Here is an 18,145-nt window from a genome sequence, read left to right as displayed (position 1 = left end):
ATGTAGATCATATAAGAAAACGACAGCTATTTCTATAATAGAATCGTACGAATCTAGTACTATTTTTATGTTCTGTCTAGTTTCTTCTTCATAGTAATAGCCACCTCCCCGTTCTCAACATCATCATTAGTATAGTAAGACAAATCGATTCCCCCTAGTTCATAGCCACAGCTCTTATAAAATTGAACCGCAGGCACATTTGTATTCTGAGTCTCCAGCCCGATCACTCTGAATCCTTCACGTCTTGCCAGCTCCTCCACAGCCTGCATGAGCCTTCTGCCTACACCGGTTCTCCGGTGCCTTCCTGACACATGGAAATTCCATATAAACAAAGTGTTGTTCCAATAATAAGGTTCGCAGATCGCCACGCCCAGCAGCTCATTATTGGCGAAGGCCCCGAGGGAGAAGCCGTAGGAAAGGATTTGTTCATACTTGTCAAAGTCTGCAGCGTCTTTTTCGTATTCTTTCACATACGCTTCTTCTAAATGAACGAGTTCTACAGTGATGGTAGTCTTGCATGCCGTCTCTTCCTTCTTGACCTTATATTTCTCAAAAGTTGTATAGCCATATTCCCCCAGCTCCCTTTGGTCTTCCAATGTATAACGTTTAAGCACCTTGATCTCCATATCCAGATCTCCTTTTATATAAATAGAGAAGCTCCCCCCTATATTCGCAATTCCTCCCTGAGTTCCTGCAAATAGCTGTTGAATTGATCCAATCTACTTTCTGCAATATCCCTAGCCAACCTTTCTTGATCCTGGCTGAACTTGGCATCGTCCGTGTACTTCGCTCTATATTGTTCGACAAGCTTCCTTTCCTCCTGACTCAGCGGAAGGAAATCCTTAACCTTTGAGATAAAAAGCTGAGTTAGCACTTTCGACTCTTTATCGAGCTGCCTCTCAAACCGCTTATCTTTGACTGTATAATCCACCGTCCAGACGATCAGGACTAACAGCGAAAGCGCGGCAAGCGACACGAGGATCTTCTTCTTCAAGCACTATCCCCCCCCCCTTACATCATGTTCAACAGGCCTACCCATATACCAAATATTACCATAAACGTATATGTCCTTTCCCTATATAGTGGTACTATTAAAAAAATAAATTAAAGGAGTTTGCCTATGAACCGCATCAATCTAATCTGCTTAGGAGTCCGTGATATTGCCAAGTCCCGTTCTTTTTACCGGGATGGATTAGGCTTCACTACGTCCAGCAAAGAGGAGCAGCCGGGAATCGTGTTCTTCAACAACAACGGCACCAAGCTGGAGCTGTTCCCCTTGGAAGAGCTGGCCAAGGATATCCATGCAGACGCCCCGCCGCAGCCAGGGACTGGATTTCCAGGGATCACCTTAGCCTACAACGCCAAGTCCAAGGAAGAAGTCGACGCCATTTTTCAAAAGATTGAAGAGATCGGTGGAAGCATTGCCAAAATGCCTGAGACTGTATTCTGGGGCGGCTATAGCGGGTATTTCAGAGATCCGGACGGCTATTACTGGGAAGTGGCCTATGCGGATTCCTGGCAGTTTGATGAGAATGATATGCTGATTATTGAATAGACCGTAGAGCTTTCTTTACGACCATGTCACAAGATCGTCAACAGTAAAATTTACAGAGGACGTGAATACGCTTTCCTTCTCCTCGTATGATATACAGTCTTGATACAATTCCTAAAGAATGAGGAGGCAGAGCATGATCTTAAAATTAAAAAGCACCGGGAAGCTGCTCTTAGCACTTACGCTGCTCGCTGGCGCCTTAACGTATGCGGGCGGAAATGCCCATGCACAGAAAGCGGAAGGAGCCCCAGGCTATTTCCACACCGAGGGCAGCCGCATTGTGGATGCTGATGGGAACACGGCCGTATTTAATGGGCTGAACTGGTTTGGCTTTGAGACCAGCAACTACTCTCCACACGGACTCTGGTCTCGTTCCATGGATGATATGCTGGATCAGGTAAAAGCCGAGGGCTATAACTTGATCCGGCTGCCCTTCTCAAGCCAAATGTTCGATGCCGACTCCCGGGCCAACAGTATCGATGTTGCCAAGAACCCTGATCTGGCGGGCTTGAAGCCTATCGAGATCATGGATAAGCTGATCGAGAAGGCCGGGGAGCGCGGCATTCGCATCTTCCTGGACCGGCACCGGCCAGATTCTGGCGGCCAATCCGAGCTGTGGTACACGGCTGCCTATCCTGAAGAACGCTGGATCAGCGACTGGGTAATGCTGGCTAAGCGGTATGCAGGCAACCCTACAGTGATTGGGGCAGATCTGCATAACGAGCCGCATGGACCGGCCAGCTGGGGAACGGGCGATCCAGCCACAGACTGGCGCCTTGCTGCACAGCGGGCAGGGAATGCCATTCTGGAAGCGAACCCGAACTGGCTGATCATCGTTGAAGGAATTGAGAAGAACGTAAAGGGCAATGACAGTAAGTATTGGTGGGGCGGCAATTTAACGGGTGTACGGAATTATCCCGTAGAGCTGAAGGTGCCTGGGCGGCTGGTTTACTCCCCGCATGATTACGGTCCTGGCGTAGCCTCCCAGTCCTGGTTCAGCGACCCGAGCTTTCCCGCGAATCTGCCTGCCCTATGGGATGCAACCTGGGGTTATATTAGTAGGGAAGGCATTGCACCACTACTTGTAGGCGAATTTGGCGGACGAAGTGTCGATACCACTTCCGCGGAAGGCCAGTGGCAAAATGCGCTCGTAGATTATATCAAAGACCATAAGCTGTACTGGACCTATTGGACGCTGAACCCGAACAGCGGAGACACCGGAGGGCTGCTGCTCGATGACTGGGCCACCTGGAACCGGCCGAAGCAGGAGATGCTAAAGCGCCTCATGAAACCGGTAACCTTCACGCCTATTGGCAGCCCTGGAGGAGAGCCGGAGCCGGAGTCTATTCAGGCGACCCCTTTCTACCGTGCCGGGGAGACGAATTCCGAATCGAATGCCATTCGGGCCAGTCTGCAGCTTCATAATGGTTCCAAGACTCCACTACCGCTGCATGAGCTGACGATCCGCTATTGGTATACAAGTGAAGACAGCTCGGCTCAGACGGTTGAAATCGATTATGCACAGATAGGCAAATCGCATTTGCTCACAAAGGTTGTTCCGCTCAAGACTCCTGTTGCTGGAGCTGATACGTATGCAGAGTTTTCATTCGCACCTGATGCAGGCCATCTGGCCGCTTTGGGCAGCACTGGGGATATTCAGTTCCGCATACACAAAGATAACTGGGCCGCATACAATCAGGCAGACGACTACTCCTTCGTTCCTGCCATGACCGATTATTCCGCGAATAAGCGGATAACGGTGTACTATAAAGGCAAGCTAATCTATGGCGTTGAGCCGTCATAATATAGAACACAGGGGGAATCACTGCGATTCCCCCATTTTTAACATCTCTATTTAAGAATTCGATTCAGCGCCTCCGCGCTTCTCTTGCTGTCCTTCTTAGCATAAAAATAGAAGGCTATCGTATGCAGGATGACCGATAAGAGCAGCATTCCTGGCCACCAAGGGATAACTATGCTGAACATATCTGTAGAGAACAGCCATATTCCGGCTAACCCGCCAGCGATGTTGAAGGATGAAGAAATCAGGATGTTCCATGCCGGCTTTAACGTGAAATAATTCCACAAAGCGTTGTACATAACCCCAAACAGCGCAGCAGCAATCAAAGCGATACCCGCCACATTCCATAGATAGAGCATGGGGATGGGATGGTCTCTGAAGAACACCGTTAACAACAGAATGACCCACAACATGGTGATGGTGAATACTTGAAAAAACGATTGCTTTAACTGATGAATCATGTCAAACTCCCCCTAAATTTCTTGATATAATGCCGGCTTACTAAATAGCTGGTGCCATCTTTCAGCGTAACTTCGATTCTCGCATGCTCGGTTGAGGAGAACTCCTTAATATAACGAGTGTTGATCACCGTTTGATTGTTGATCTTCAAGAAGCAGGACTTGCTTAGGTCTTCTTCCACAAATTTTAATCGTTTTGGGATCAGGTACATTTCTCCCGTAATCACTCGGACGCAGCACATCCGATCCTCGGATTGGATAACAGCTATAGAACTCACCGGGAGCGGAATTTGACGGTTGTTCCGGGCTCTGATCGCAATAATTTTCTTCTCAGTCTGGCTAATAGCTTCTTTAATGCTCCCCCACTGTGCTTTCTCCTGGGGATGGGTGGTAACTCTGGCAGTCCCCTGGTCCATGCCGGGATCCGCCTCAAATATGAACTGCATTTCGATGTCCTCCTCTCTCAAAACCCATATTATAGGCTAAACCAAGCAAACACTACTTTTTCGCGTTTTGTTGCAAAATCTTGTAGTTTTGTTACATTAACTATCTTGTCATTATGGTTAATATGAATACAGCAAAAAAGCACCGATCCCTTGGGATTGATGCTTCTCTGCTATACATTAGCTATGTAGCTACAGCTCTTCATAAACACTCGGATCTTGTCCCCATAGACGTCCATCCTCGCGGCTGAATGAGGAGATGACACTCATCTCTTCTTCCGACAGCTCGAAACCAAAAATCTCCAGATTCTCCTTCTGGTGCTTCAAGGAGGCCGCTTTGGGAATCGGAATCGCTCCCAGCTGGATATGCCAGCGCAGAATGACTTGAGTGACCGTCTTCCCGTGAGCGGCAGCTACCTTGCCGATCTTCTCATCCTGCAGGATGCTGTGGCCGCGGCCCAGCGGGCTCCATGATTCAGTCACAATGCCATGCTCCGCATCCTTCGTCCGCTGGTAAGCTTGGTCGAAGAAAGGATGAAGCTCCACCTGGTTCAGGCTCGGCGCTACCCCAGTCTCCTGAATAAGGCGCTCATTATGCTCCGGTAGGAAGTTACAAACCCCAATCGAGCGGATATAGCCCCGCTTCTTCGCTTCGATCATAGCCTGCCAGGCCTCCACATACTGATCGCGCTTGGGGTTAGGCCAGTGAATCAGGTAGAGGTCGTAATAATCCAGGCCTGCCCGATATAGCGACTCCTCAATGGCCATCAATGCTTCCTGATAAGCATGGCGGCGCCCAGGCAGCTTCGAGCAGATTAACAGCTCTTCTCTAGGTACAGAGCTCTGCCGAATCGCCTTGCCAAGAGCTCCTTCATTCTCGTAATTAAACGCCGAATCTAGCAGCCGGTAACCAGCGTCTATAGCCCCCGCCATCGCCTTCACACCTTCTTCTCCCTTAAGACTGTATGTCCCCAGGCCGATGGCAGGTACCTTTAGCCCATCATTCAGCACCTTTTCCGGAATTTGCTGGTTCATCTTAAGAAAGCCTCCTTTGTCTTTTGTTATATAGGATATCATTACCTTCGTATAAGATAAACTTCACCGGATCTGGATTGCTATGGATAACCTTTATTCATGTTTAGTTTGCTTACTTAGCGAAATTATCGCACTAATTATTCCAGGCACAAGGAAAAAGATGGCGAAAAAGACGGTTAGCAAATTCAATTGTGGTGTTTCGTAAAAGGTAAACCACTCTTTAAAAATTGACGACTCCGTAATTCTCCCAAAAAATGTTCCATCAATATCTCTATAATTTGGCATCCACCCTGTGTTTTCAAAGAAAATAAAAATGATTTGTGACAATACAAATACACTAATTTTTGATACCCAAGATTTTTTAAAAAATGAAACTCGCTTTTGTCTGTCAGCCAAACAGTATCTCTCCCTTCCCAAATATCACCTTTTTAATTATACGGAAAACTAAGGGATTTTCCAAAAAGTAAAAATATATAATCCGTTGTTGTTAGTTGAATAAGGACCCAGGCAGCTTCGAGTAGACCAACAGCTCTTCTCTGTGAACAGAGCTCTGCCGAATCGCCTTACCAAGTGCCCCCTCATTCTCGTAATTAAACGCCGAATCAAGCAGACGGTAACCGGCATCTATAGCCCCCGCCATCGCCTTAACACCTTTTTCTCTCTTAAGACTGTATGTTCCGAGGCCAATCACAGGCACCTTCAGCCCCTCATTCAGCACCTTTTCCGAAATTTGCTGGCTTATCTCCTTTTCTTTAGTTATATATAGGGTATCATCATTACCTTCGTATAAGATAAACTTCATTGGATCTGGATTGGGTAAACAAAATCGAGAATCCGTTATATTTAGTATTTCATAGGGATTCCAACATATTCTAAAAGTAAAATAGTTCAATTTAATCTTAAACTTTTGACCTTTAGTTTCCATAAAAATACCCCCTTAGAATTCATCGGTTAACCCTGGGGTTTTTCCAATGCCTATTCTAAGGGGTGCACTTCATACTCTTATAAGGTGTTTTTTTATTTTCAAAAAAAGTATATGGTTGTAGGTTTATCTCCAATAAAAGTGTCAACAAACAAATAAATATCTATATTATATACGGCTACTTCACTAAAACTTAGTTGTCGTACTTCTTCTAAATACAAGGAAAATGCTAAACATAAGGGATGTATCCAAAACAGAAGTTAAAACTAATTTCTTATAGAAAAGGCTTGCCAATTGTTAACTTATAAAGATATAGATATAACGTTAGCTAAAACAGTATTAGTTTTTAACACCATTGAGCGCGTCTAACTGATCGTTATGTCTTTTCTCAGTAAATATAAGGCATAGACACATACACCAGCAAGTTGCAAATGTCGATACATCAGGAGCAGCTTGTTGCGATGCATTTTTATTCAATTCCAGCATGTCTTTCACCTCTTTCTATAGCTTGATCTTCTGTTTTGAATACATCTCTTATATCTAACAATCTCATAGTGAATTTTAATTATTCGCTGTTTGAAATAAGTATTTTGGTATCACTTTACATAAGTTATCAATACTAAACTGCTTTACTTCATTTATAAAGAAATCATCAATTACGAAACTTAAGCCTTTTTCTAAATCTGATAAAATGTATATAATATTTCTAACTGGTGTGATTCCCAATAGATTTGTATCATCATCATATTCTTCAATATATAGAGAAACTGTTTCCCGAATAATTTTATAGAGATGATTTTGATCCATCAGATTTAACCCCCTTACATAACAGGAATATTATGATGTAGTTCTTCCAGGATTCTTTGAAATACTTCTTTTGGTTCTTTATTAATGTTGAAAAAGGCGCCGTTAATACTATTTTTTTCAACAAGTTCATTGACATAGTTTTGATCAATAGAAAAATAATCTATTTGTTTAGACTCCAAATTATATTGGCTAACTTTAGACGAAATATGAAAGTAGTTTGCATTAACTCCTAATTTGTACAAGCAGGTTCTTTTTATTTCTTCTAATTGTTCTTTCTCATAATAACCACAGTAGAGACTAACAACCGTGATATCAGGTATAAACGCATTACTTACTAAAAAGGGAGCATATCCAAAACCATTATGAACATACCTGTTATATCTCATTATTCCTCCGGGGACACCAATAATTATCAAGTCTGGAGAATCCATTAATTCAACTTTCTTTATATAAGAATTTATTGCTCCAACCTGCTGCTCAAATTTATATTCGGTACTATTAATAACTGGAGGAAAAATGGATGCTCCAAATAATTTTAATAGCTTGTTGTTAGATATTAAACTGACTTTATAGCCCTTTTTGAGAAAAAAGTCACGTAAACCGAGTTGAACATCCCATTTTTCGCAATTTTCCCCTATACCTATAACTGAAATGACGGGTACCTCAATACTCGATTGTTCTTGCCTTTTTACTTCTACAATTTCATGTGACTTTAAACATTCCCAGTTATTTTGAATCCTATTTATGAGTAATGCTTCTAATTCTTCAACATATACTACTTTGACTCCATTTATTTTTGCTAGCTTTATGATATTCTCATATAAGGAAAGGTCAACATTCAAGATCGGTTTGCAAAGTAATAAAACATCAACATAATTAATACATTGATTTAAATAAAATGTGTCTTCATCCAGTACTATTTTCGCAAACCGATCCTTTTGATCTTCAAACTTATCCCATCCTCTAGGAGTAATAGCAAAAACCAATTCGTAATTTTTAAGTTGATCTTTGTATAAAATAAAAGAACTTAATTCTCTCGTAAATGGATATATAGCGATACGCTCCTTCATAAAATCAACTCCTTATTGAATTGGAATTTATATTCTCTCAAAAGAGTATAATTTTTTAACTTTTCCAAGGCTTGTTCTTTTACTTTATGGCATTTTTTTAATTTATAGTTTCTTACATACTTATTCTCTTTTCCATTATCAGTTGAAGCAGGACAGAAGGAACAACAGTGGAAAGCCCAACAGTTTTTACAAACATCCTCAGTCACCGTTCCAACGTTTAGAATTTCTCGTACTTTATCAATATTAAAACCTTTATCAACGCTCCCCAATTTCATAAAATCTGAATTCTCATCAATTCTTTCACATGGAAAGAAGTTACCATCTACATCAACAAATAGTTTTTTTAGCCCCGGAATACAGGTGCCAGAGGGATGAGCAACCTTCGAAGTTTCCTTTATCGGAGTAAAAAATTCTTTCAAGCTAAATAAAGATTCAATGTCATTCTTATGATGTGTAATTGGTTCATTTTTTAACTTTCCCAATAATAAAAGAATCGTTTTTAATAATTCGAAGTTTCTCTCTTCGAAAAAACTAGACCCATAATAGAAAGTCTCCTCAGTATAGTTTGTTGAAAGGGTATTAAGACTTACTTTTGAAAAGTCAGCTAATTCTTCGTTTCTAAAAAATTGATAAATTTCTTCATAGTTACTACCAGGACTAATTACAGTATTAAATTTTATTTTTTTATATAACTCTGGATAGCTCTTTTTTATGAAATTGATATTTTCGTATACTGTCTCGTACGAACCTTTACCATTAACATAGGTTCTGTGGATATTGTGAACTTTTTCAGGACCATCTAAACTAATCATAATTGAAATATCAAAATCTTTTATTTGCCTGATAAAATCATCTTTAAGCAAAGTCCCGTTTGTAGTCATTCCATATGAAATCCCTTTACCATTCACCCTATTATTTGTATATTTTATAGTTTCAATTATTAAATCCTTTGCTAATAGCGGCTCTCCTCCATAAAATGAAACATGTAAATGATCCACATCTTTAGAGTGATCTATTAAAAAATCTATACCTTTATGCAATATTTCCAGGGATACATGCTTTGAACTATGGGGTCGGTTATCATAGATACCAAAATTTGAGTATGGGCAATAACCACATCTTAAATTACAATTCTGTGTCATCTGAAATGTGATAGAATTCACACATCTTTCCAGCTGTTGATCCAGTAATTCTGTAGCGGGATGTTCAACTTTCTCAATTGGTGAATCTAACAACATACCTTTTGTTCGAAACTCTTCATATATCTCCAAATCCTTTTTATCAGTAGATCCATTACTAATATTTATTAACGACTCAAATTGTTGGCTTTTAATTTTAAAGATACTATTTTTATTCATATCATAAACATAAAAGAGACTAGGTCTGGTTTGAAAAGGAATAAACGGCATATTGGTCCTCCTCTTTCTTAACATATTCAAGATAATCTTTAAAACTATCTGAATTAGAATAAAGAAATTCAAAAGTTCCTATTCCACCAATACTTCCTTTATTTAAATAAATAATTTTATCCACTTTCTTAAGTAATTCTGGTCTATGAGTAATTATGATTGTTATATAACGGTCTTCCGAGGCCATAATTGTGTCAAAAAATAGTTGCTCTGAAGGATAATCAAAATTAGAAGTTGCCTCATCAAGCACTAGAATTTTTGTGTTTCTTTTACTAAGTGCCCGAGCTAACGCAACCTTCTGACGTTGTCCTCCAGATAATTTAGATCCGTTAAAACCTACAGGGGTATTAAGTCTATTAGGTAACTTCTCAATGAAGTTCATAGCTCCTGATTTTGCACAGCTTTCGAGGATTTGCCCTTTAGTTAGTGTTTCATCGATATTAATATTATTGGCTATTGTATCATTGAAAATGTAATTATCTTGAGCCATATAACTCCACAATGCCCTGTATGAGTCAAAAGTGTAATCACTTATATCTGTACCGTTAATCTCTATCCTTCCTCCATCTGGATCATTAAGTCTTAGTAATAAACTAATAAGAGAAGATTTCCCGCTACCATTTGGGCCAATAATAGCAACTCTTTCTCCTTTATAAATAGAGAAGCTAATATTATTTAAGACTCTCTCCTTATCATAGAATAAGGAAACATGATCAAAGGTTATATTCTCAATCTGAACGCTAGAGGGTAGATGAGCCGAATTACTCTTATCATTTTCAGTATCTGTACTAATAAATTTTATGAATCTTGTAAATGCTGGTTTTACACTAGAGAATTGTGTCATTAGGTACGACAATATATTTATTGGCTCAAAAACTAAAGCAGTATAAGCCACAAAGGATACAAGTCCCCCTATTGTTATGTCATTCTTATTAATGAGTAAAGCTCCAAATACATACAATAGAAATGTAAACACTGTTACTAAAGAAGAACTGGCTATACTGTCTACATAGCTACACCACATTAATTTCGCTTTTGCTGTTTTACTATCTTCCAATATATTAAGCAGTTTCTTTATCCGTTGATTACCTATTCCCCACATTTTAATGATAGTCATTCCGCTAATGGTATCACTAAGCCAAACAGCGAACTTTGATTGTAAAGACATAATGAGCTCGTAAATCCTGACTTGTTTCTTATAAAAGAATACGCTAATTAGCAACTTTATTGGTATAGTTGCAAGCATAATTAATGTCAACTTCCAATTTATAAAAAATAATGCAATTAAACCTGCTACTATTTTGAACAAACTGACGAATGAAGTTAAAAATTGGTTCCCTGTTAGCGAAGATATATTATTAATATCCTGAAATATCTCTGACATTACCTCTGAAAAGTTTCTTTCTTTAAAATATTTCGATTTCAGTTTCAATACATGTTTGCAAGCTTTATAATTTAGGTCGTAAGGAATTCTTACACTTAGGTCTCGATAAAAGTAAAATTGAATAAGGCCAAAAATCTGCTGAACAAGGAAAACCAGAAAAAGTAAAGTAACCAATTGTAAAACTTGATTAAAATCCGATTGCATAATCCCTTTATCAATAAGCTGTTGGGTTAGCCATGGAGTTAGAAAGCTCCCCACTGAGGTTAGTAATGTTACAATGCTGATCACAACAATATTTTTTTTATAAGGTTTAAAAAGTTCTAAGACACTCAAATACACCTTTTGACTCACATTAAATTCCCCCAGTCTGTTAAATCAATACCATAGAAATGGACACCAGGATCCTAGGAGTAAAAAATGTGATTTAACCCTAGAATTGGATATCCTGTCTTCTAAATAGTAGGTAGGTTAGACTTAAGCACAAGCTTATCCAGATAAGGGGAATAACCAGTGTCATAGAATATTCTGAAATTCCGGATAGTAAAATTTGTTCGGAATTTAAGACGTAGATTCCTGAAAATTTCATAATCTGTGTTGTAAATGTATGATTAGATAACCACAATAAGAAATCTGACGAGCTCTCCCTAAAATACCCGCTTATCATAAAATCCCCAAATACCACGATGAAAGTTGCAACTACAGCAGTTGCTGTTCGTTTTACCATGACACCTATTAGCATAATAATCGCCGCATAAGCAGCTAAATATAGAACATTGAGCAATATTACACTTACGGAGACCATCGAGTCATGCCCTAAATTCACGTGCTTTATACTCGAACCGGACACCAAAGCGGCTAATAAATATACAATATAGAAGACTCCGAAAAACTGAACTATCCACCATACAATCACTTTTATTGATGATAGGTATTTCCCCATTATATAGTTTGTTCTGCTATAACCAGAAGCAATAACATGTTTGATTGAACCATACTCGAAGCCCTCTGTAAGGAAAAAGCTTAAATACAGAGGAATTACAAAATAAAAAAACAGTGACAATGGGGTAACTAAGGTTAATGGTGCCATCCAGTTATCAAACTGAAATCCTGTCTTATTCCCCACCCAGATAGGAAGCATAAATCCGACAATTAGGATAAATAAACTTATTCCCATGAATGTCTGGTCGCGCCAGATATAATAAGTCAATGTCCTTTGAAGATTCTTCATATTACTTGTCCCCTATTAGATCCATGTAATATTGCTCAAGGTTGACTGAGGAAAGACTAATTTCCTCAATCTGTATCTCATTTTTAAGAAATATAGATAACAAAGCCTCTAATTCAATCTTGTTTTTTGGTATAAAAACCTCTGAACCATTGGAAACCATAATATTGGGTATATTGAGTTCCTGTTGAAGTATTTGTACTGCAGCTGAAGTGTTCGCAGTCTTAATTCGATATTGTACTTGCGATGATTGGATCAGATCTTCATGCGTTAGTTCTTTTATTAATCGTCCCTTATGAATAAAAGCAAACTTCGTTGCCAGAAGCTGCAACTCACTCAAAATATGACTAGAAATAAGAATGCTAACTCCATTTTCATGAACTAATCTAGTCAGTATATTTCTTATTTCTACGATCCCTGCGGGGTCAAGCCCATTAATAGGTTCATCCAAAATAAGGAACTTCGGATGATTCAGCAACGCAATAGCAAGCCCTAATCTTTGACGCATCCCTAAGGAAAACTGTGACACTCTTTTATTTCCTACATCCGATAAGGATACCCACTCCAAAACTTCACGAATTCTTGAATTATTACCAAATCCATATAATCCGCTATAAAACTTTAGATTACCAAATGCACTTAAATGTGGATATAAAGCTGGTCTCTCAATAAAAATCCCCAGTCGTTTTCTAGCCTGAATAATATCTCTTGGTTTGCTTTGACCGAATAAGACTATATTTCCCTCAGATGGATACACCAAGCCACTTATAATCCTCATTAGGGTTGTCTTGCCTGCACCATTTTCTCCAATAAGCCCATAGATATCGCCTTGTTCTATAACCATATCAACATCTTGCAGGGCGTATGCCATTCCGTATCGTTTGCCTAATCCCCTAGCTTCAAAAACCGGAATATTCAAGAAGTCCTCGCACCCTCTTCCTGTAACAATAATTCTGCCTGACTGAATAATACATCAATCCGAAACAAGGTTAGCACCTGATGTAAAAAGTGAGATTAAAAATGTAATTTTTGCGGTTTTATTTGTTTTGGATTATTTTTGAAAATAAGTAGATATATGATTATAATTTAATTAGATCTATAAAAAGGAAAAATAGATTGATTATAGAGGAGCGGGTTCTAGTGATTCGTATTGCTATTTGCGAAGATGATGTTCAAATGGCAGAGCAGATTGCAGAATTAGCATTATCCTTTCAACAAAAAAACGAGGTGGCCCTAGAGATCGATATATTCTACTCCGGAGAGAAACTAACTGAAGAAATTCGGCATAGCTGTCAATATGAAATTATATTGATGGATATTGAAATGAGTGGACTAAATGGAATAGACGTAGGGCATATACTCAGAGAAGATGAAGATAATGACCTGGTGCAGCTTATTTACATATCAAGTCATGAGGAATATCACTTGCAGCTTTTTGATGTACAACCGTCAGGTTTTATTAGTAAACCTATACAGTCTACCAAATTTGAGCAAAAGTTAGAGATAGCCATCCAAAAAATTAAACGCAGATCGAACAGAAGACGGCTGCTGCCAGTACAACTAAGAGGCAGTGAGCTCCTCATTCCGTTCAAGGAAATCATATATCTGGAAAGCAACTGCCGAAAAGTCATTCTTCACACATCAACACAATCGATTGAGTACTACAGTACTTTAAATAAGGAAAACGATAAATTATTTAGTGATGAATTTATCCGGATTCACCAATCTTACATTATAAATTTTTATCATGTGAAACAAATCACTGCAAAAAAGATAATACTGCTAAGTGGCCGGGAAATTCCTATTAGTGAGCGATATACAGCTTCCGTTAAAAAAAGCTATTTAAACTTCAGGGGGAATCTAATTGGACAATTTTCTCATTGAGGAATTGTTTTATTCAATCACATTTATTTCGATTCCTTTTATTATTCATTATTTTTATAAGCAAGTCTTTGGAACAAGTGTATTTGGTAAATCCCTCATATTTCTAGGGTATAGCTTATATTATATGCTTAGTTTAACGTTACACTTCAGCCCTTTGTCGGGAGCCCTTACCTTATGCCTTAATATCGGGCTTATCCTATTATGCAACTTCCTTTATAAAGGTCAAATAGCATGGAAAATGGGGATAGGTTTTGTAATAACCGTGGTGATTATACTAACTGATACAGCTGTCCTTGCTCAGGCTCAAGATATGACAGGATATATCTTTACATTATTTTTTTCAAAATTTCTTATATTTATTTTTCTGCAAATGATATTAAGACTAGCCCAATTTATTGGAGAAGGACACTTAAGCAAGTGGTATTGGATGATCCTCTTTTTATGCCCGCTATTCAGTATCATAGGAATTCACCAAATCTCTGCAAATCCATGGTATCGATTATACCCCGCTATGTTCCCTGTTCTTTCAGGCAGCTTACTATTTATCAATTTATTGGTCCTGGTCTTGTGTGACCGTATCCTGCGTATCCAATCTGCCCACATCAAAAACAGCCTTCTGGAACAGCAAAATGCTTATTACATTCATCAATACCTAGTGACCAAGAGTAGGGAAGAGGAAATGCGTAGGTTTCAGCACGATTTTAAAAATATACTATTAGGCCTGCGCTCGCAATTAAAGTCCGGAAATGAGACAACCAGTATGAAGCAGCTGGATGCTCTTTTAGGTACCATTAATGAAACGTCAGAGTGTTGTAATACGGGCTCAATTATTATTGATTCCATCATCAACTATAAGCAAAGAGTAGCTCGCGAATTAAATATTCCGGTTCATTTGGACATACAGATTCCGCCTAGCCTACAACTAGATAGTATAGCAATGAGTATCATTTTGGGAAATATTCTGGATAACGCAATTGATGCTTGCAGAAAAATAAGTGGTTCTAAGCCCTATATAAATATTTACATTCATTACATGAATGATTCTCTCTTTATAAAGGTCGTAAACCCTTATACCCATAAAATCATAAAAAATCATAAAGGTTTGTTCATATCAAACAAGCAAGATAAGTCAAGACATGGTTTGGGCTTAAATAATATAAAAAAAGTTGTGGAGGATCTTCAAGGATTATGGGACATATCTTATGAAAATCAAATATTTCAAATTGAAATTGTTCTATTCCAAATTTCATTGAACAGCCAATCTATTGAATCGCGCCTTTGCAATTGGTAGAATGTACCTTTGGTGGAGCCATAACACCTTCAACTCCAGATATGCCTACACAAAATAAGCTTTGGCCACAATAAGAATCAGCAATACTCGCCATTGCAAAGGGGGAAACTTATGACAGACCAACAGCAAGCAGCCATGCAGTCTATGATTGACTGGCTGGCAGACGAACACGAGCTCGGCCGGAAACCCAGCCGAATTGAAATCGCCGAGGAATTTGATCTGCACGGCATGCACTACTATATTTTCCGGTACAAGAAAAATATGCTCGGCAAGTGGCTTCTCGGCGTATGCGGAGGCTACGAGCATGCAGCCGATACAGAGCACTGCGGCCATATTTTCAGCGAGATGCAGCCCTATGATCCGGCCACAGCCAAGCAAGAAGCTATCGCCATGGTAGAGATGATCCGTGAATACTGGATGCAGCAGGCGGCTGCTATTGAAAAAGAGCAAGCACAGCAGGAATCCGGCGGGGATGATGATGACTCTTCCGGCATCTTCAACGGATTTATTCTGCTGAATTCCCCTGAATGCGACATGGACCAGATCAAGAATAATCTGCTTCAAGACTGGAATATCTCCTGTTCCCCTCCCGAAGGGGAAGAATCTAGTGCAGAGGAAGGGAAGGAAGGAATTCTCGTCTTCAATGCAGATGACTTCATGGTGGCCTTAAGCTTTGTGAAGGCTCCTGTACCGGACGGAGAAGCTGAGTATTTTGCCCAGGGGAATTACCTATGGAAAGAAGCCGCAGAGGTCACCCGGACGCATGTCGCGCAGATCATTCTGGCCGTATTCACCCGTTCCGGCTCTCCGCTTGAGAGCGGCAAGCTCTACACCAAAGTGGCGGCCAGCTGCCTGAAGCTGCCGAATGCCATAGGTATCTATACCTCTGGCACCGTCTTTCAACCCGAGCTTTACATAGAATTTGCTAATATGATGAAGTCTGACGAGGTCGTACCTCTGCTTAACCTGGTTCACTTTGGCCTTGTAGCCACAGAGGAAGGGGTCAGCGGATATACCTATGGCTTAAGCACCTTTGGCAAAGACGAAATTGAAATTCTAAACAGCCAGGCTTCACCTAATGAGCTGAGGGATTTCCTCATTACCATTTCCGCTTATGTGGTAGAAGAAGATGTGACACTGCGGGATGGGGAGACGATCGGCTTCACCGCAGACCAGAAACTGCCTATTGCACGATCTGAAGGAGTATATGTCCAAGGGGACACCATCAAAATTAAGTATTAAAGAGCAGCAATCCGTCCAACTTACGGATACACAGAAAGACCACCTTCTATAGGTGGCCTTTCTAATATACCCCAAATATAAAAAATTACTGATGGCGGATAAGATAGTCGAAGGAGCCTAGCGCCGCTGTAGCGCCTGATCCCATCGAGATAATAATTTGTTTGTAAGGTGTGTTGGTGCAGTCCCCTGCTGCAAATACTCCAGGAATGTTAGTTGCCCCATGAGCGTCCACCACAATTTCACCCGTGCGTGTACGTTCAACGGTATCCCCTAACCAGTCTGTATTAGGCACGAGGCCGATTTGCACAAATACACCCTGCAGCTCAATGTGCTTCACTTCGCCGCTCTCGCGTTCGATGTAGCTGATACCATCAACCTTGCTCGTTCCGGTAATTTCCTTCACTTGAGCATTCTTGATGACGGTCGTGTTCGGCAAGCTGTTCAGACGTTCCTGCAAGACAGAGTCTGCCTTGAGCTCTGGCATGAATTCCAGCACGGTCACATGCTCTGCAAGGCCTGCGAGGTCAATCGCTGCCTCGATGCCGGAGTTGCCCCCGCCAACGACTGCTACATGCTTTCCTGCAAATAGAGGACCGTCACAGTGCGGGCAATAAGCCACGCCCTTGTTCTTGAATTCCGCTTCACCAGGAACCCCCAGGTTGCGCCAGCGGGCACCCGTGGAGAGAATGACCGTCTTACTCTTCAGAACCGCGCCATTCTCCAGCTCAATCTCGACGAGGTCCTTCTTCTCAAGACGCTTCGCACGCTGTGCCTTCATGATGTCAATGCCATAACCCTTCGCATGCTCTTCAAGGCTTGCAGCGAGCTTAGGCCCTTCGGTGTATTTCACACTGATGAAGTTCTCGATGCCCAAGGTATCATTGACCTGTCCGCCAAAGCGTTCGGCAACGATCCCTGTGCGAATCCCTTTGCGTGCTGCATAAATCGCTGCACTTGCCCCAGCTGGTCCGCCCCCGACAACCAATACATCGTAAGGCTCTTTACTTGCGAACTCAGATGCATCATCCGAAGTCCCCAGCTTAGAGAGGATATCATCTATAGTCATTCGGCCGCTCTCAAAGAATTCCCCGTTCAGATACACGGTAGGTACCGCCATAATTTCCTTGCTTTCTACCTCTTCTTTGAAAGCTGCACCGTCGATCATGGTATGGGTAATGTTCGGATTCAGAACACTCATCATGTTCAGCGCCTGCACGACATCCGGACAATTGTGACAGGACAAGCTTACATAAGTTTCAAAGTGATATTCACCTTGAATGCCTTTGATCCGGTCAATTACGCTTTGTTCAGCCTTAGGAGCTCTTCCGCTAACTTGAAGCAAAGCGAGAACTAGTGATGTAAATTCGTGGCCGAGCGGAACCCCAGCGAACGTGATCCCCATGTCTTCACTTGCGCCACGGTTCACGCTAAAGCTTGGAGTTCTAGGCAATGATGCCTGCTCTACTGTAATTCTGCTGGACATGCTGGACAGTTCATGAACCAAGTCCAGCATGTCATTGGATACCGAATCCGTTCCAGCACTAACTTTCAGCAGAACATCGCCTTCTAAAAGCTGAAGGTATTGCTCCAGTTGCTGTTTTATGTCTGCATCCAGTTTCATA

At 40.6% G+C, this 18,145-nt stretch carries 18 protein-coding genes and 1 pseudogene; 5 read left to right on the top strand and 14 right to left on the bottom strand.

What is annotated here, in order from left to right:
- Positions 1-65: 65 nt before the first annotated feature.
- Together DCC85_RS01275 and DCC85_RS01270 are read right to left on the bottom strand one after the other, a co-directional pair.
- Entirely contained in the window at positions 66-626 is a 561-nt protein-coding gene (locus tag DCC85_RS01275) for a GNAT family N-acetyltransferase (protein ID WP_108463941.1), read from the bottom strand.
- 38 nt (positions 627-664) lie between these two features.
- The gene (locus DCC85_RS01270) at positions 665-994 is read right to left on the bottom strand and encodes a hypothetical protein (RefSeq protein ID WP_108463940.1); all 330 of its coding nucleotides are present in this window, start codon (positions 992-994) and stop codon (positions 665-667) included.
- Between the two features lie 126 nt (positions 995-1,120).
- On the opposite strand from DCC85_RS01270, the gene DCC85_RS01265 reads away from it, so the two are divergent.
- Entirely contained in the window at positions 1,121-1,555 is a 435-nt protein-coding gene (locus tag DCC85_RS01265) for a VOC family protein (protein WP_108463939.1), read from the top strand.
- 133 nt (positions 1,556-1,688) lie between these two features.
- Positions 1,689-3,356 (top strand): cellulase family glycosylhydrolase, encoded by a 1,668-nt coding sequence (locus DCC85_RS01260; RefSeq protein ID WP_108463938.1) that lies wholly within the window; start codon positions 1,689-1,691, stop codon positions 3,354-3,356.
- 47 nt (positions 3,357-3,403) lie between these two features.
- Here the strand turns inward: DCC85_RS01260 and DCC85_RS01255 are convergent, their stop codons facing one another.
- The 11 genes and pseudogenes from DCC85_RS01255 to DCC85_RS01205 all read right to left on the bottom strand — a co-directional run bounded on the left by DCC85_RS01255 (position 3,404) and on the right by DCC85_RS01205 (position 13,025).
- Positions 3,404-3,814 (bottom strand): hypothetical protein, encoded by a 411-nt coding sequence (locus tag DCC85_RS01255; RefSeq protein WP_108463937.1) that lies wholly within the window; start codon positions 3,812-3,814, stop codon positions 3,404-3,406.
- On the bottom strand, positions 3,811-4,257 hold the full coding sequence (locus DCC85_RS01250) for a LytTR family DNA-binding domain-containing protein (protein WP_108463936.1): 447 nt from the start codon (positions 4,255-4,257) through the stop codon (positions 3,811-3,813). The genes DCC85_RS01255 and DCC85_RS01250 overlap by 4 nt, the downstream gene beginning before the upstream one ends.
- A gap of 189 nt (positions 4,258-4,446) precedes the next feature.
- A complete protein-coding gene (locus DCC85_RS01245; RefSeq protein ID WP_108463935.1) occupies positions 4,447-5,289 on the bottom strand; it encodes an aldo/keto reductase in 843 nt (280 codons plus the stop codon).
- 93 nt (positions 5,290-5,382) lie between these two features.
- Positions 5,383-5,685: a YfzA family protein gene (locus DCC85_RS01240; RefSeq protein WP_108463934.1), complete on the bottom strand. Its 303-nt coding sequence runs from the start codon at positions 5,683-5,685 to the stop codon at positions 5,383-5,385.
- A 106-nt stretch (positions 5,686-5,791) separates the two neighbouring features.
- Positions 5,792-6,031 (bottom strand): annotated as a pseudogene (locus DCC85_RS01235) (aldo/keto reductase); the annotation flags it as partial.
- 741 nt (positions 6,032-6,772) lie between these two features.
- The gene (locus tag DCC85_RS01230; RefSeq protein WP_108463933.1) at positions 6,773-7,018 is read right to left on the bottom strand and encodes a hypothetical protein; all 246 of its coding nucleotides are present in this window, start codon (positions 7,016-7,018) and stop codon (positions 6,773-6,775) included.
- A gap of 14 nt (positions 7,019-7,032) precedes the next feature.
- Complete coding sequence (locus DCC85_RS01225) at positions 7,033-8,088, bottom strand: TIGR04066 family peptide maturation system protein (RefSeq protein ID WP_108463932.1); 1,056 nt, start codon at positions 8,086-8,088, stop codon at positions 7,033-7,035.
- Positions 8,085-9,497 (bottom strand): radical SAM protein, encoded by a 1,413-nt coding sequence (locus DCC85_RS01220; RefSeq protein WP_159081731.1) that lies wholly within the window; start codon positions 9,495-9,497, stop codon positions 8,085-8,087. Before DCC85_RS01220 ends, DCC85_RS01225 begins: the two co-directional genes overlap by 4 nt.
- On the bottom strand, positions 9,466-11,232 hold the full coding sequence (locus tag DCC85_RS01215) for an ABC transporter ATP-binding protein (protein WP_108463930.1): 1,767 nt from the start codon (positions 11,230-11,232) through the stop codon (positions 9,466-9,468). Before DCC85_RS01215 ends, DCC85_RS01220 begins: the two co-directional genes overlap by 32 nt.
- A 79-nt stretch (positions 11,233-11,311) precedes the next feature.
- Positions 11,312-12,109 carry an ABC transporter permease gene (locus DCC85_RS01210; protein ID WP_108463929.1) on the bottom strand — a complete coding sequence of 266 codons (798 nt, stop codon included), beginning with the start codon at positions 12,107-12,109 and terminating at the stop codon, positions 11,312-11,314.
- A gap of 1 nt (position 12,110) precedes the next feature.
- Entirely contained in the window at positions 12,111-13,025 is a 915-nt protein-coding gene (locus DCC85_RS01205) for an ABC transporter ATP-binding protein (RefSeq protein ID WP_108463928.1), read from the bottom strand.
- A gap of 221 nt (positions 13,026-13,246) precedes the next feature.
- Here DCC85_RS01205 and DCC85_RS01200 point away from each other — a divergent pair, with 221 nt between their 5' ends.
- The 3 genes from DCC85_RS01200 to DCC85_RS01190 all read left to right on the top strand — a co-directional run bounded on the left by DCC85_RS01200 (position 13,247) and on the right by DCC85_RS01190 (position 16,523).
- Positions 13,247-13,990 carry a LytR/AlgR family response regulator transcription factor gene (locus tag DCC85_RS01200; RefSeq protein ID WP_159081730.1) on the top strand — a complete coding sequence of 248 codons (744 nt, stop codon included), beginning with the start codon at positions 13,247-13,249 and terminating at the stop codon, positions 13,988-13,990.
- Positions 13,971-15,281, top strand: coding sequence for a sensor histidine kinase (locus DCC85_RS01195; protein WP_108463926.1), 1,311 nt, complete (start codon positions 13,971-13,973; stop codon positions 15,279-15,281). Before DCC85_RS01200 ends, DCC85_RS01195 begins: the two co-directional genes overlap by 20 nt.
- A 111-nt stretch (positions 15,282-15,392) precedes the next feature.
- Complete coding sequence (locus DCC85_RS01190) at positions 15,393-16,523, top strand: DUF4261 domain-containing protein (RefSeq protein WP_108463925.1); 1,131 nt, start codon at positions 15,393-15,395, stop codon at positions 16,521-16,523.
- 85 nt (positions 16,524-16,608) lie between these two features.
- Here the strand turns inward: DCC85_RS01190 and ahpF are convergent, their stop codons facing one another.
- Positions 16,609-18,144: an alkyl hydroperoxide reductase subunit F gene (gene ahpF / locus DCC85_RS01185; protein ID WP_108463924.1), complete on the bottom strand. Its 1,536-nt coding sequence runs from the start codon at positions 18,142-18,144 to the stop codon at positions 16,609-16,611.
- Position 18,145: the final 1 nt, after the last annotated feature.

Source organism: Paenibacillus sp. CAA11, assembly GCF_003060825.1.
Taxonomy (GTDB): domain Bacteria; phylum Bacillota; class Bacilli; order Paenibacillales; family Paenibacillaceae; genus Fontibacillus.
Note: the sequence above shows the minus strand (reverse complement) of the source record. Positions and strands in the feature narration are given on the sequence as shown.